The organism is Bradyrhizobium sp. MOS003 (assembly GCF_003020125.1).
Classification (GTDB): domain Bacteria; phylum Pseudomonadota; class Alphaproteobacteria; order Rhizobiales; family Xanthobacteraceae; genus Bradyrhizobium.
Genome location: NZ_PYFW01000001.1, coordinates 1,006,251 through 1,021,106 on the forward strand (window position 1 = coordinate 1,006,251; position 14,856 = coordinate 1,021,106).

Genomic DNA, 14,856 nt, shown 5'->3' on the forward strand with positions numbered 1-14,856 from the left:
GCATGCGCTTCCTGTTCAAGACCGACTACGAGGACGACATCAAGCTGTTTCCGCATTCGGGCTATTACGTTTCCTACGGCATCCTGCTCGCGCTGCTGCTGATCGCGCCTTTTGTGCTCTCCAGCTATTTGATGAGCCAACTCGTCTTCGTCTGCATCTATGCGACCGTCGGCGTCGCGCTGCTGATCCTGACCGGCTTTACCGGCCAAGCCTCGCTCGGCCACGCCGCCTTCCTCGCCATCGGGGCCTACACGGCGGCCTATTTGCAAAAGTATAACGTGCCGTTCCCGGTCTACTTCCTTGCCTCCGGAGGCTTGACCGGCATCATCGGCGCGATGGTCGGCTTTCCCGCGCTGCGCCTGACCGGCATCTACCTCGTCATCGCCACCATCTCGTTCGCCCTGATCGTTGAGGAGATCCTGGCGCGCTGGGAAAGCGTGACCAACGGCAACGAGGGCATGCGGGTCAAGACGCTGTCGCTGCTCGGCGTCACGGTGCCGCGCGACAGCCCCACCTTCTATTTTCTCTGCCTCGCCGTGCTGGTGCTGACCATCGTCGGCACGCTCAATCTGCTGCGCTCGCCCACGGGGCGTGCCTTCGTTGCGATCCGCGACAGCGAGACGGCGGCACGCAGCATGGGCGTCAACGTCGCGCTCTACAAGGTGAAGTCCTTTGCGATCTCGGCGGCGATCACCGGCTTTGCCGGCGTGCTGTTCGCGCACAAGCTTTCCTTCATCTCGCCCGAGATGTTCACGCTGCAGCTCTCGATCGAGTTCATCATCGTGATCCTGATCGGCGGCACTTTCAGCCTGCACGGCGCGGTGCTGGGGGCGATCTTCATCGTGATGATCGATCCGTTCCTGACGTACCTCAAGGACGACATGCCCGGCATGATCGCCGGGGTCGCGGCGACGTTCGGCGCCGGCCCGGCCACCGCGGGCAACATCAAATCGACCGTCGCCGCGTTTGCCTCGCTCAACGGCCTGAAAGGCGCGATCTACGGCATCATCATCGTGCTGTTCGTGCTGTTCGAGCCGCTCGGGCTCTACGGCCGCTGGCTCAAGATCAAGCTGTTCTTCCAGCTGTTCCCGCTCTACAAGCGCGCGACTTTCAAGCGGCAGAAGATCTACGTGAAGTCGGAGCGGAACCGATGAGCTATTTCCGCGCCGAGAATTTGTCGCTGCATTTCGGGGGCCTCAAGGCGGTCGATGCGGTCTCGTTCGCGGTCGAGAGGGGCGAGATCCTCTCGATCATCGGTCCTAACGGCGCGGGCAAGAGCTCGATCTTCAACCTGATCTCGCGCATCTACCGGCCGACCTCGGGCCGTATCTTCTTCGAGGACCAGGACATCACGGAACAGCCGCCCTACGACATCGCCAGGCTCGGCATCGCCCGCACCTTCCAGAACATCGAGCTGTTCGAAAACGCGACCGTGCTTTCGAACCTGCTGGTCGGCCGCCACCGGCATTCGACCACGCAGCTCTGGCAGGAGCTGCTGTTCCTGCCGAGCGTACGGGCCAACGAGAAGGTGCACCGGCGCAGGGTCGAGCAGGTCATCGAATTCCTGGATCTCGAGCCCTATCGCGATAAGCTGATCTCCGGCCTGCCTTACGGCGTACGCAAGGTGATCGAGCTCGCGCGCGCGCTGTGCTCGGAGCCGAAGCTGATCCTGCTCGACGAGCCTTCCTCCGGCCTCAATGTCGAGGAGACCGACGACATGTCGTTCTGGATCCGCGACATGAAGAGCGAACTCGGCGTCACCGTGCTGATGGTCGAGCACGACATGTCTCTCGTCAACCGCGTCTCCGATCGCGTCATCGCGCTGAACTACGGTCGGGTGCTGGCGATGGGCTCGCCCGCCGAGGTGCAGCGGCATCCCGATGTCGTTGCAGCGTATCTGGGAGCCTGACCGATGGATGCCGCCGTGACGCCGGATACCATCCTGAAACTCTCCAACATCGAGAGCTACTACGGGCCGATCATGGCGATCCGCGGCATCTCGCTGGAAGTGCCGCGCGGTCGCATCGTCACGCTGCTGGGGGCCAATGGCGCCGGCAAGACCACGGTGCTGAAGACCATTTCCGGCATTCTCGACCCGCAGAAGGGCTCGATCGAATTTCTGGGCAAGCCGATCCAGCGCATGGAGGCGGACCGGATCGTGCGGCTCGGTCTCAGTCATGTGCCGGAGGGGCGCGAGGTGTTTCCGTTCCTGTCGGTGCGCGAGAACCTGATGATGGGCGCCTATCCGCGCAAGGACCGCGACGGCGTCGCGGAGGATATCGAGCGCGTCTACGGCTATTTTCCGCGGCTGAAGGAACGCATCAACCAGCCGGCCGGCCAACTCTCCGGCGGCGAACAGCAGATGCTCGCGATCGGACGCGCCCTGATGAACCGGCCGACGCTGCTGCTACTCGACGAGCCCTCGCTCGGCCTGTCGCCGCTGCTGGTGAAGGAGATCTTCACCATCATCCGCCGCGTCAACGAGGAGCAGGGCATGTCGATCCTGCTTGTCGAGCAGAACGCCAAAGTCGCGCTGGAGACGGCGCATTACGGCTACGTGCTGGAGATCGGACGCATCGTGATGAACGACAGCTGCGACCGCTTGATGCATTCCCAGGACATCCAGGAGTTCTACCTTGGCGCCAAGGAAGCGGGCGCGCGCGGCGAGCGGCGCTGGAAGAAGAAGAAGACGTGGCGGTGAGGACAAGCGGGCAGTAAGATGAGCCTGTCATCCGCAACAGAGACCGCCGGCAGGGCAGGCAGCGGAGGCAGGCGACAGGGAGGAGAGGCGCATGGCCAGACCGGCGGTGCTGACGGTCGCTGATACGATCGCGAAGAGCTTCTTGCGCGCTGCGGAGACGCGGGGCGATCGGCCGGCCATCCGCGAGAAGAAATTCGGCATCTGGCAGCCGACCAGCTGGCGCGAATGGCTCGCGATTTCGAAGGAGATCGCCTACGCGCTTCATGCGACGGGCTTCATGCCCGGCGACGTCGCCTCCATCGTCGCCAACGCCGTGCCGGAATGGGTCCATGCCGATATGGGCATCCTGTGCGCGGGCGGCGTGTCCTCCGGAATCTATCCGACCGACGCGTCGTCCCAGGTCGAATATCTCGTCAACGATTCCCGCACGAAAGTGATCTTCGCCGAGGACGAGGAGCAGCTCGACAAGATCCTCGCCTGCCGCGCGCGCTGCACGAGCCTGCAGAGGATCATCGTGTTCGACATGGAGGGCCTCAGCGGCTTCTCAGACGACATGGTGATGTCGCTCGACGAGTTTCGGGCGCTCGGCCGCAATCACATGGTTGGCCGTGAGGCGCTGTGGCAGGAGATGATCGACAGCCGCAGCGCCAATGATCTCGCCATCCTGGTCTATACCTCAGGCACGACCGGCCCGCCGAAGGGCGCGATGCACGCCAACCGCAGCGTGACCCACCAGATGCGGCACGCCAACGACTTCATCCCGGCGCGAGAGGACGACGACCGGCTGATCTTCCTGCCGCTCTGCCACGTCGCGGAGCGCATCGGCGGCTATTACATCTCGGTCGCGCTCGGCTCGGTGATGAATTTCGCCGAGAGCCCGGAGACCGTGCCGGACAATCTGCGTGAGGTGCAGCCGACCATCTTCCTCGCGGTCCCCCGCATCTGGGAAAAATTTTACTCCGCCATCACCATCGCGCTGAAGGATGCGACGCCGCTCCAGCAATGGGTCTATCGTCGCGCCATCGCCATCGGCTACCGCATGGTCGATTACCGGATCGAAGGCAAGGAGCCGCCGCTGTCGTTGCGCCTCGCAAGCCGGATCGCCTACTGGCTCGCATTCCGCAACATCCGCCGCATGATCGGGCTCGACCGCTGCCGCACCGCCTTCACCGGCGCCGCGCCTATCGCGCCGGAACTGATCCGCTGGTATCTCGCGCTCGGCATCGACATCCACGAGGTCTACGGCCAGACCGAAAATTGCGGCGTTGCCACCATGATGCCCGCGGAAAGGGTCAAGCTCGGCTCGGTTGGTACCGCGGTGCCCTGGGGCGAGGTCGCGCTGTCGCCCGAAGGCGAGATCCTGATCAAGGGTGATTTCCTGTTCATGGGCTATTTGAACCAGGCGGAGAAGACCGCCGAAACCATCGATTCGCGCGGCTGGCTGCATACCGGTGACGTCGGCACCATCGACAACGAGGGCTTCGTCCGCATCACCGACCGGATGAAGGACATCATTATCACCTCCGGCGGCAAGAACATCACGCCGTCCGAGATCGAGAACCAACTCAAATTCTCGCCTTACATTTCCGATGCCGTCGTGATCGGCGACAAGCGGCCGTATCTGACCTGCCTCGTGATGATCGACCAGGAGAACGTCGAGAAATTCGCCCAGGATCACGACATTCCCTTCACCAATTACGCGAGCCTGTGCCGGGCGGCGGAGATCCAGGGCCTGATCGGCCGCGAGATCGAGCAGGTCAACGGCAATTTCGCCCGCGTCGAGACCATCAAGAAATTCTACCTGATCGAACGCCAGCTCACGCCCGAGGACGAGGAACTGACGCCGACCATGAAGCTGAAACGCGGCTTCGTGAACAAGCGCTACGCCGCCGAGATCGAGGCGATGTATCGCCAGCGCGCGGTGGCGTGAGGCATGCGCAAGAAAAGAAAGTCGCATTCGAGAAAGCGAAGGAGCGACGGCCCTCGCCCTTCGTCCTACACGGGCCTTTAGGAGAGGAGACGTCAATGTCGAAATCGTTCAGCGCATTCGGCCTTGCTGTGGGTGCCCTGGTGCTCACCTGTCTGCCGGCCACGGCGCAAACCAAGGTCACCAACGAAGGCATCTCGGCAAGCGAGATCGTCGTCGGGACCCATCAGGACCTCTCGGGCCCGATCAAGGGCTGGGGCGTCCCTGTTTCCAACGGCATGAAGATGGCGGTGGAAGAGATCAACGCGGCGGGCGGCGTCAACGGCCGCAAGATCCGGCTGGTCGTCGAGGACAGCGGCTACGATCCGAAGAAGGCCGTGCTGGCGTCGCAGAAGCTGATCGAGCGCGATAAGATCTTCGCGATGGTGGGGCCGATGGGATCGCCCACCGTGCTGGCCGCGCAGGACATCCTGCTCGACGCCGGCGTGCTTCAGCTGTTTCCGCTCACTGCGGCCGAGTTCACCTTCAAGTTCGATCCGGCCAAGCCGCAGGAGCGGCTCAAGTTCAACAATCTGCTGCCCTATGTCGAGAGCACGCGCGCGGCGCTGAAATACATGATGGAGTGGAAGAACTTCAAGAAGCCCTGCATCATGCACCAGGACGACGAGTACGGAAAGAACGTGCTCGACGGCTTCAACCAGCAGCTCACCGCCATGAAGGTGCAGCCGGCTTCGATCACGAGCTACAAGCGCGGCGCCTCCGATTTCAGCGCGCAGGTCGCCAAGATGAAGTCCGACGGCTGCGACCTCGTCGTGCTCGGCGCGGTGTTGCGTGAACCCATCGGCGCCATGACCGAGGCCAAGAAGCTCGGCTGGGACGTCACCTTCCTCGGCGCCACGCCTACCAACGTGATGGAAGTGCCGATGCTCGGCAAGGAGGCCGTCGAAGGGCTCTACGCCGCAAGCGGCTTCGAGATTCCCTATGAGGACACCGCCAAGGGCAAGGTCAAGGACTGGCTCGTCAACTACAAGAAGATGTTCGGCACCGATGCCAACACCCAGGCGATCATCGGCTACAATGCAATGATGACCTTCGCCTTCTACGCGCAGAAAGCGGGCAAGGACCTCACGGGTCAGAAGATGCTGGACTCGCTGGAGTCGGGCGAAAAATTCCTCGACATCTTCAACTCGCCGCCGACCAAGTTCTCCAAGACCGACCACCTCGCCAACACCATCACCCAGGTGCAGCAGGTCAAAGGCGGCCGTTGGGTGCTGGTGAAGGACAATCTGATGTTTTGATATTTGCCTCTCCCCGCCTGCGGGGAGAGGCGGAATTTGCGTAGCAAATTCCGGGTGAGGGGGGCTCTCCGCGAATCCATTTTTCACCGTCTTTGCGGAAGCAGCCTTTCACCCTCTCCCGTAAGAACGGGGAGAGGGAGAGGAGACAAATCAAGACCCCCCGCTCGCCGTCCCGGAATTCACCGGCGCCAACTCGTCCTCCCGGCAGCGCCAGCCGTCGGCGGCTTTGACGAAGGCAAAAGTCCGCTGAATGCGCAGGCGGCGCGTCACGTTGAAGGCTTCTGCCGAGCGCTCTCTGTTGGCGGCGCCCGGCTGCGGACGACCCGTCCTGGCGTCCCAGCAGGTGCCGGTGCAGCTTGAGGCGACCTTGCTGCACATGGTGAACGGGGCCAGCACCGCCATCTCGATCTCGCCCGTGACCTGCGCCTCCTGCTCGTTCACCTGGCTGTCGAGCGCGTAGACCCGGTTGATGCGGAGGAAATTGCCGCAGGAATTGGCCGCATGGATTCGCGCGGCGCAGAAGTCCACGGCATCGGTATCGGGCGAGCGGGCCGCGACCTGCCGGCCAAACAGCTTCTTCGGATCTCCCTTGGCCGCGCGAACCTCGTCGGTCCGGCGCTTCAGGTGCTCGGCGAGACAATCCTCGGCCGTTTCGAGCTCCTGCAGCGGCACGTTCTCCTTGCCGACGAGATTGCATTTGCGGTCCCGCTCGCGGGTCCACCTGCCATATTCGGCGAACGCAAAGCGCGCCGCGGTCGGATCCAGCTTTCCGATCAAGGTGCGTACCTGGACATTGAGCTCGGTCTCCGCCTGCGCCAGGGCCGGGTCTGCGCAGATCAAGGCGCCGGCTGCGGTGTTGGCTGCAAGGCAGTCGAAATCGGGATCGCCGAGGATCGCCGCGCGTTCCTCGGTCACCTTCAGCAGGCACGCTTTCACCGCATCGAAATCATCGGTGCGGATCGCGGTCTGGCCGACAATGCCGCAGCTAAGATTGCGCTGACGGGCCCAGACCGCATTCTCCTCGATCGCGGGTAAGCGATCGGGCAGGCGGGCAAGCCGCGCTTCGATCGCCGTGTTCAGCGTCTCGGCGGCGGCGGCAAGCGCGGAATCGCCGCAGAACAATTGATTGCCGGGGTCGCGGATCTGCTGGCAGTTGTTCTTTGCAAACAGCGGCAGCCTGTCGGCGACGGCGCGGTCGGACTGTGCTAACGCGGGTGCGGCGAGCGCCAGCAGCGCAATCACAGACAGCACGATGAACCGCATTCCCTCGCCCCCGCATGGAAGGCGCCATGCTAGCGTCTGGGATCGCGCGGCGAAATGGCTTTGTAGGCGATGTCGCCCGAAGAAATCAACGCGTCGCGGCGGCCATCATGGAGACTTGCACCGGTTCGTCGACATATTTCAGCACGGCCGACTGGTGGAGCGCGAACAGCGGCTGGTAGCTCCGCGCAGCGTCGTCGTCCTCGACCATCGCCATGCGGCGGTTGTCGAGCATCAGCCAATGGCCGTCGAGACGCGCGGCGACAACCGCGTGCTCCTCGCCGGCCCTGACGTCGCGCACCACGAGGATGCGGAGGTCCGCGGCGGCCACGCCCGCCAGCCGCAGTGCGGCCAGCTTGGCGATGGCATAGTCCTCGCAATCCCCGGCGCCGCGCGCGAAGGTCGCAAGCGGCGAGCTCCAGACGTCGTCGATGCCGTCATCGGCGGCCCGGATCGCAAGGTTGATGGCGCGGTTGGTCTCGCCGAGCCGGGCGCGGCCGTCGCGGACGCGGGCCTGGTCGACGATGGCGAGCAGCTTCAGGGCCGCGGGCGAGGCGCAATTGTCCCGGTCACCGTCGCATAGCGCGAGCTGCACCATGTCGCCGTCAAGCTTGTCCTTCAGCGCGAGCCATTTCTGTTGCAGGCTGCCGGCGGAGATGGCGAAGGCGAACACGCCGAACGGCTCGGCGGATTTGCGCACGAGAATGCCTGCGCCCGGCGACAGCAGCGTGCCGGCGCGAAGATCGGCGGCCGATCCGAACAGGATCAATCCGCACAGGACAAGGATTGCGCGCCAGGCGCGCGAGCGAGCAGCCGTCTCCATCTGACATCCCCTTCCGGCTTCCGATCAGGTCCCCCTCGACCTGAAACGTGCCGGGCTTTGTTGCTTTCGCGGAGATAGTGCGAGGCGGGCCGTTTTGTTCTGCTTAACGCGCCCGGCTGGGGTCCCAAAACCGGGGAACAGGCTGAAATGGGTCTGCCCGAATTGCGTAAAATTTTACGATTCGCCGGCTAGGAGGGGGCCGGCTGCCGCGAAATCGATTTAATTGCAGACGCAGGTTGTGGGGTGCCGAATCTGGGTCCTATGGCTAACGACCCCCCATTTCATGGGGTTCTGTTAGTTAGGTCACAGATTTAACTCCGTAATTGCCGCAGGATGCTGCGGGACCTCGTGAAGGGAAGATGACGCAAGTATCTCTTCCATGGAAATGCGGAAGGATACTTTGGGTGACTGGAAATGCGCGGAATCAGGCCGAATTCGACTATCAAATATTTGAGGGATTACTTTCGCTTCTCTGTGGAGCGTCAACCCGCAAGGGCCTCGAAGGGCCAAGTGATGCGAAATCACACAAGCAATAGATGGTATCCCTAAGGACTGGCTAATGCTATGCAAGCTTAGGCGGTTGATACTTACTTAAATTTTAACTCTTTTCACGGTGCCCGGTTGAACTACGCTGGCCAATTTGACGCCGCGATTTCTTTGGACGGCATGGGTTCCCGTTCGCCCGCCGGTGCCCATGTCGATTCCTTTACGGCGAAAGCGCACGGTCACGTGCCCGAGGGCGCGTTCGTTGTTCCCGACCCCAACCTGATCTTCAACGGCGAGTTCAAGCGCGCGGGCCTTGATCTCGTGCTGTCCCATGAGGGGCATGAGTTCGTCGTTCACGATTATTTCAGGGGCGAAAAGCGCGCCGCGCTGGCCTCACCCGACGGCGCCCATCTTACCGGCGACATCGTCAACGCGCTCACGGGCCATGTCCAGGTCGCTCAAGCCGCCCCCGGCGGCGCCGCCGCGGCCCAGGTCATCGGCCATGTCACCAAGCTCGCGGGCAGCGCGACCGCGGTCCGCAACGGCGTCTCGGTCATTCTGAACAACGGCGACAACGTCGAGAAGGGCGACGTGGTCTCGACCGGATCGGATTCGACGCTCGGCATCACCTTCATCGACGGCACCGTGTTCGGCCTGTCCTCCAATGCGCGGATGGTGCTGAACGAGATGGTCTACGATCCCAACGGTTCGAGCAATTCTTCACTGCTCAGCCTGGTCGCAGGCACCATCACCTTCGTCGCCGGCGAGACCGCCAAGCACGGCGACATGAAGATCGACACGCCGGTCGCCACCATGGGCATCCGCGGCACGGCCGTGCTGACCCAGATCAACTTCGTCGTTCCCGCCGGCGGCGGCGACCCGCAGCCACAGGCGAGCTTCCAGGTGCTGGTCGAGCCGAACGGCACGACCGGCTCCTACATCCTGTTCGACAAGGTGACGCTGCTGCCGATCGCGACGGTCAACCAGGCCGGCCAGATGATCCAGATCAGCGGCGGCAACGTCTCGATCTCCAATGCGCTGATGTCGCCGGACGTTCAGAAGCTGATCACAGACGTGTTCACGCTGAAGTTCACCGACAACAACACCAACACCAAGCTGACCACGAACTTCACCGACACGCTCACGCCGATGAGCCAGGACGTGGTGTTCAAGTCGGCGTCCGGCGCCGTCGTGACGGCGACATTCGTCAACCTCAATCCGCAGGGATCCGAGACGCCTAGCACGCCGCCGCCCGCGGCCACGCGCATTCCCGGCCAGCCGATTGTGCAGAGCTTGGACGCCAGCGGCAACGTGAAGTCGGCGTTCGCGTTGACCGAGCGTGCCGACGTGACCGGCGACACGCATTCCGATACGATTTCCGGCCTGATCAGATTCCTTGATCAGAACCTCGGCGACCGGCCGACGACGAGCATAAGCCTCGCCGACGCACCGAACTACGTCTATAAGGATGCCGGTCAGCACGACGTCACCAGTTCGCTCTCCGCGCTCCAGAAGCAGGACATCGCGGCGACGCAGATCCAGATCAACGTCGCCCCCGACGCCGGCAACACCAACAACGGCTCGGCGGTCTGGACCTACACGATTCCGGACAAAGTCTTTGACTTCCTCGCGGCCGGCGAAACCCTGACGCTGACCTACATGGTCCGCGTCGACACCAATTTCGCAGTCAGCCCCGAGTCCAAGTTCATCCCGATCACCATCACGGTCACGGGAACGAACGACAGGCCCACGGTCGCGACGTCAGGCGGAAACGTCATCGAAAAGGTCGGCACCGGCAACGATGCGCTCGACACCATCACGGGCACCGTCACCTTCACCGACGTCGATCTGACCGACCGGCCGATCGTGAGCGCGGCGCTCTCGTCCACCCAGCCGTTCAAATATCTCGATGCCGAAGGCAACGATATCACGTCGACGCTGACGCCACAGCAGCTCGCGGCGATCGCCGCCGTCGAGGTGCCGCTGACCGTGGTACAGGGCGGGGGGAACGGCAACAACGGCTCGGCCAACTGGACCTACAGCGTTCCAGACCATCTGTTCGATTTCCTCGCGAAGGGCGAGAAACTGACCCTCAACTACGTAGTGCAGGTCGATGACGGGCACGGCGGTGTCGTCAGCACGCCGGTCACCGTGTCGATCGACGGTGCGGACGTCAATGTCGAGGGCACCAACGATGTGCCGACGATCGTCGCGGACGACACCACCCCGACCGGTGCAGTGACCGAGGATACGGCGGCCACGCTTGCGGCCAACGGTACCGTCACATTCAACGACCCTGATCTTACCGATACGCACACCGCAAGCTACGTGCTGAAGTCGACGGTTTCGAGCGCGCATCTGCCCGGCTTCAGCGACGGCACCTCGCATATCGGCACGTTCGCGCTTGCCCCCGTGGTTGAAAGCCCGGGAGCCAGCTCCCGCGGGTCGGTGGGCTGGACCTTCACGCTCGGCGACAACGATCCGGTGCTGCAGTCGCTGGCCAAGGGCCAGACCATCACGCAGGTCTACACCGTCACGGTCGATGACCATCACGGTGGGACGGTAACTCAAGACGTCACGGTCACCATCACCGGGACCAACGACACGCCGACCATCACGAGCGATGCAGACGCGGCCGCGGGTGCGGTGACCGAGGGCGCCGCGACGCCGACACTGACCGCTGGCGGCACGTTGGCGATCCAGGACCTCGACCTGATCGACACCCACACGGCGGAAGCGGTGTTCAAGTCGGCGACATCGACCGCGCACTTGCCGGGCTTCGACGGCGATACGCCGCTCGGCACCTTCACGATCGATCAGTCAGTGACCGAAGCGAACGACGATACCAGTAACGGCGCGACGCTGGGCTGGCATTTCGTGCTCAACGACAACGACCCGGTGCTGCAGTCGCTGGCCAAGGGCCAGACCATCACCCAGGTCTACACCGTCACCTTCACTGATAATAACGGTGCGCAGGTCTCGCAGGACGTCACGGTCACCATCACCGGCACCAACGACGCGCCGACCATCACGAGCGATGCAGGCGCCGAAGCGGGGAGCGTCACCGAAGACGCCGCCACGCCGACGCTGTCGACCGGCGGCACGCTGGCAATCCAGGACCTCGACCTGATCGACACCCACACCGCGCAGGCGGTGTTCAAGTCGGCGACATCGGCCGCGCATCTGCCGGGCTTCGATTGCAATGCGCCGCTCGGCACCTTCACGATCGATCCGTCCGTGACCGAAGCGAACGACGACACCAGCAACGGTGCGACGCTGGGTTGGCATTTCGTTCTCAACGACAACGACCCGGTGCTGCAGTCGCTGGCCAAGGGCCAGACCATCACTCAGGTTTATACCGTCACCTTCACCGATAATAACGGTGCACAGGTCTCGCAGGACGTCACGGTTACCATCACCGGCACCAACGACGCGCCGACCATCACGAGCGATGCAGACGCCGCCGCGGGGAGCGTGACCGAGGACGCCGCCACGCCGACGCTGTCGATCAGCGGCACTCTGGCGATCCAGGATCTCGACCTGATCGACACCCACACCGCGGAAGCGGCGTTCAAATCTTCGACGTCGACCGCACATCTGCCCGGCTTCGACGACGACACGCCGCTCGGCACCTTCACGATCGACTCCTCCGTCGCCGAGTTCAGCAACGACGCCGATAACGGCGCGACGCTGGGCTGGCACTTCAGCCTCGACAATGGCAACGCGACGCTGCAATCGCTGGCGCAGGGCCAGACGATCACCCAGGTCTACACGGTCACCTTTACCGACGATCACGGCGCGCAGATCGCGCAGGACCTGACCGTCACGATCAACGGCGCCAATGACGCGCCGACGATCACCAGCGATGCCGACGCGGCAAAAGGCACGGTCAACGAGGACGATGGCGCCTCGCTGACGACCTGCGGCACGTTGGCGATCCAGGATGTCGATCTGACCGACACCCACACGGCGGAGTGGTCGTTCAAATCGTCGTCCGTCAGCACGGATCTGCCCGGCTTCGGAGCGAGTTCGCATATCGGTACGTTCTCGATTGATCCGGTGTCCGAATCCGCTACCGACACGAACAATGGCGCGACGCTCGGCTGGCACTTCACGCTCGACAACAGCGATCCGGTGCTGCAGTCGCTGGCGGAAGGGCAGACCATCACTCAGGTCTATACCGTGACGTTCGACGACCCGCACGGGGGCAAGGTCAGCCAGGACGTCACCGTCACGATCACCGGCACCAACGATGCGCCGGCGGTGTCCTATGTCACCGCGGACTACATGAACTTCGACGGCCAGACGATTGCGGTCGGCGACGTGCCGACGGTTGCCACCGACGGCGTGACGCTGGACGGCTGGGTGAACTGGAACGGGAGCGCTACGCCCGACGGCCAGGTCTTGTTCTACAACGGCAATACCTCGACCGCCGGTTTCGGCCTGATCGGCACCGTCGTCAACGGCAGCCTTGAGATCGAGATCCTCGATGGAGGCATCGATATCCAGGATACGGGCTTCGCGCTCACCGCCGGGCAATGGCATAACCTTGCCCTGACGCGCGACCAGGGCACCTTCACGCTCTACGTCGACGGGAACGCTGTCTATTCCCACACCGGAAGCGCGAATTCGATCGGCAGCGGTCAGGACCCGTCCTACATGATGATCGGGGGGGCGAGCGACAGATACGCTCCGGGCTTCGGGGCGCAAGGCTTTACTGGCTCGATCGCCGATGTCAGCGTCTGGACCACCGCGTTCACGCAAGTGCAGATCCAGTCGATCGACTTCACCGCGCTCACCGGGAACGAGACGAATCTGGCCGGATATTACCAGCTTAGCGACGGCAGCGGGACCACGGCCTCCAATGCGGTCAACCCCGCCAAGAGCCTTGTGATCGAGGGCGACGCGGACTGGGCAAGCGGCACCTCCGGGCCGGGCGGCGCATTTGCCGATCTGATGGAAACCAATGCCGGCCAGCTTACGCATGGCGTCCTGGCGGTCTCCGACGTCGACGCGATCGATCACGTTACGGTGTCGGTCAGCGGGTTACAGGTGACTCTCGACGGCGTTGCGCAAACGGATAGCGTCGGCGGGCTGTCGCATACGGACCTGCTGAACTATCTCTCCGTCCCGTCCGGTGACATCCTCGACGGCACCGCCACCCATACGCAGTTCACCTGGACCTTCAATTCGCAGGGGCAGGCCTTCGACTTCCTGGGCGCCGGCCAGACGCTTTCGCTGCAATACACCATCGTTCCGGCCGATGCTGCCGGCACGGGCACCGGCGCAGTCGTCACCGTCAACATCGCCGGCACAAACGACGCGCCGACGCTTGCCGATCTCCACATCGGGCCGCTCACGGACACCGCTGCGGCCGACACCTTCTCCGATTTGACCGGCACGCTGTCGGGCCACGATGCCGATATCGGCGAGACGGCGACGCTGACTTATGCCGTTCTCAACGCGGATCACCACGCAGCCACGACTGCTGCGGGACTCTATGGCTCGCTGACGGTCGATAGCCACGGCAACTACAGCTACGTCCCCAATGCCGCGGCGATCAACGCGCTGCCAGATGGGCCCTATATGGACACGTTCACGGTGCAGACCACGGACGTGCATGGTGCGACCGCCAGCGCAACACTCACGGTGGATGTGACCGGCGCGAACGAGACGACCGCACCGGTGATTGACGTCGACCAGCTCTACGTCACGCAGGAAGGTGACATGGTCTTCGTCCATGGCATCACGGTCGCCGACGCCGATGCTGCCCCCGATGAAACCTTCACACTCACGGCGGCGGCGGATTCCGGCACATATGTGGAGCCCGCATCGGCGTCCGATAACTTGGCGAGCGTCAATTCGGCCCTTCAATACCTGACATACGCCGAGCCGAGCCAGGGTGCGCCTGCGACGGACAAGCTTGCGATCACCGTCACTGACGGCCATGGTGCGAGCGATACGGTCAACCTGATCCTCAATCTGGCAGAAGAAGGTCCGGTGACCCTCGCCAGCACAGAGGGCAAGGATGTGCTGTTCGGGACCGGCTATCAGGATCAATTCGTGTTCGCCGTAAACTCCAACCGCGACATCATCCTGGATTTCACGCACGATGAGGACCACATCGACCTGACGGCTGTCGTCACAACCGATATCGATGCTGCGTGGATAGCCCAGCACGCGACCACGACAGGGGCGGACACCCTGATCACAATCAACGCTTCGGACGCGATCCTCCTGAAGGGTGTCGCCCACGTCCAGGCGAGTGACTTCATCGTCCATGCCTGATCGCTGCGTGATGGGCCGTGCTCGTCGGCAAGGCGGATCCGCGCTGCCGTTCGCCGCGGAACCGTGATATCCA

General features: G+C 63.3%; 8 protein-coding genes. 6 read left to right on the forward strand and 2 right to left on the reverse strand.

Going from position 1 to position 14,856, the window contains the following annotated elements; genetic code table 11:
- Nucleotides 1-2 precede the first annotated feature (2 nt).
- The 5 genes from C7G42_RS04890 (at nucleotide 3) to C7G42_RS04910 (ending at nucleotide 5,926) form a co-directional block, all read left to right on the forward strand.
- Nucleotides 3-1,154: a branched-chain amino acid ABC transporter permease gene (locus tag C7G42_RS04890; protein WP_106947901.1), complete on the forward strand. Its 1,152-nt coding sequence runs from the start codon at nucleotides 3-5 to the stop codon at nucleotides 1,152-1,154.
- Complete coding sequence (locus C7G42_RS04895) at nucleotides 1,151-1,909, forward strand: ABC transporter ATP-binding protein (RefSeq protein ID WP_092027030.1); 759 nt, start codon at nucleotides 1,151-1,153, stop codon at nucleotides 1,907-1,909. The genes C7G42_RS04890 and C7G42_RS04895 overlap by 4 nt, the downstream gene beginning before the upstream one ends.
- Nucleotides 1,910-1,912: 3 nt before the next feature.
- Nucleotides 1,913-2,701 (forward strand): ABC transporter ATP-binding protein, encoded by a 789-nt coding sequence (locus C7G42_RS04900; RefSeq protein WP_106947902.1) that lies wholly within the window; start codon nucleotides 1,913-1,915, stop codon nucleotides 2,699-2,701.
- A gap of 91 nt (nucleotides 2,702-2,792) precedes the next feature.
- Nucleotides 2,793-4,631 carry an AMP-dependent synthetase/ligase gene (locus C7G42_RS04905; RefSeq protein WP_106947903.1) on the forward strand — a complete coding sequence of 613 codons (1,839 nt, stop codon included), beginning with the start codon at nucleotides 2,793-2,795 and terminating at the stop codon, nucleotides 4,629-4,631.
- 95 nt (nucleotides 4,632-4,726) lie between these two features.
- Nucleotides 4,727-5,926 carry an ABC transporter substrate-binding protein gene (locus C7G42_RS04910; RefSeq protein WP_106947904.1) on the forward strand — a complete coding sequence of 400 codons (1,200 nt, stop codon included), beginning with the start codon at nucleotides 4,727-4,729 and terminating at the stop codon, nucleotides 5,924-5,926.
- 150 nt (nucleotides 5,927-6,076) lie between these two features.
- Here the strand turns inward: C7G42_RS04910 and C7G42_RS04915 are convergent, their stop codons facing one another.
- Both C7G42_RS04915 and C7G42_RS04920 read right to left on the reverse strand, forming a co-directional pair.
- On the reverse strand, nucleotides 6,077-7,189 hold the full coding sequence (locus C7G42_RS04915; protein ID WP_106947905.1) for a lysozyme inhibitor LprI family protein: 1,113 nt from the start codon (nucleotides 7,187-7,189) through the stop codon (nucleotides 6,077-6,079).
- An 85-nt stretch (nucleotides 7,190-7,274) separates the two neighbouring features.
- On the reverse strand, nucleotides 7,275-8,009 hold the full coding sequence (locus C7G42_RS04920; RefSeq protein ID WP_106947906.1) for a transglutaminase-like cysteine peptidase: 735 nt from the start codon (nucleotides 8,007-8,009) through the stop codon (nucleotides 7,275-7,277).
- A 621-nt stretch (nucleotides 8,010-8,630) separates the two neighbouring features.
- Between C7G42_RS04920 and C7G42_RS04925 the strand changes: the two genes are divergently transcribed.
- Entirely contained in the window at nucleotides 8,631-14,783 is a 6,153-nt protein-coding gene (locus C7G42_RS04925) for a VCBS domain-containing protein (RefSeq protein WP_106947907.1), read from the forward strand.
- The last annotated feature ends 73 nt before the right edge of the window (nucleotides 14,784-14,856 follow it).

Coding starts and splice junctions, on each gene's coding strand:
- C7G42_RS04890 (WP_106947901.1), top strand. CDS start 3: ATGCGCTTCCTGTTCAAGACCGACTACGAGGACGACATCAAGCTGTTT.
- C7G42_RS04895 (WP_092027030.1), top strand. CDS start 1,151: ATGAGCTATTTCCGCGCCGAGAATTTGTCGCTGCATTTCGGGGGCCTC.
- C7G42_RS04900 (WP_106947902.1), top strand. CDS start 1,913: ATGGATGCCGCCGTGACGCCGGATACCATCCTGAAACTCTCCAACATC.
- C7G42_RS04905 (WP_106947903.1), top strand. CDS start 2,793: ATGGCCAGACCGGCGGTGCTGACGGTCGCTGATACGATCGCGAAGAGC.
- C7G42_RS04910 (WP_106947904.1), top strand. CDS start 4,727: ATGTCGAAATCGTTCAGCGCATTCGGCCTTGCTGTGGGTGCCCTGGTG.
- C7G42_RS04915 (WP_106947905.1), bottom strand. CDS start 7,189: ATGCGGTTCATCGTGCTGTCTGTGATTGCGCTGCTGGCGCTCGCCGCA.
- C7G42_RS04920 (WP_106947906.1), bottom strand. CDS start 8,009: ATGGAGACGGCTGCTCGCTCGCGCGCCTGGCGCGCAATCCTTGTCCTG.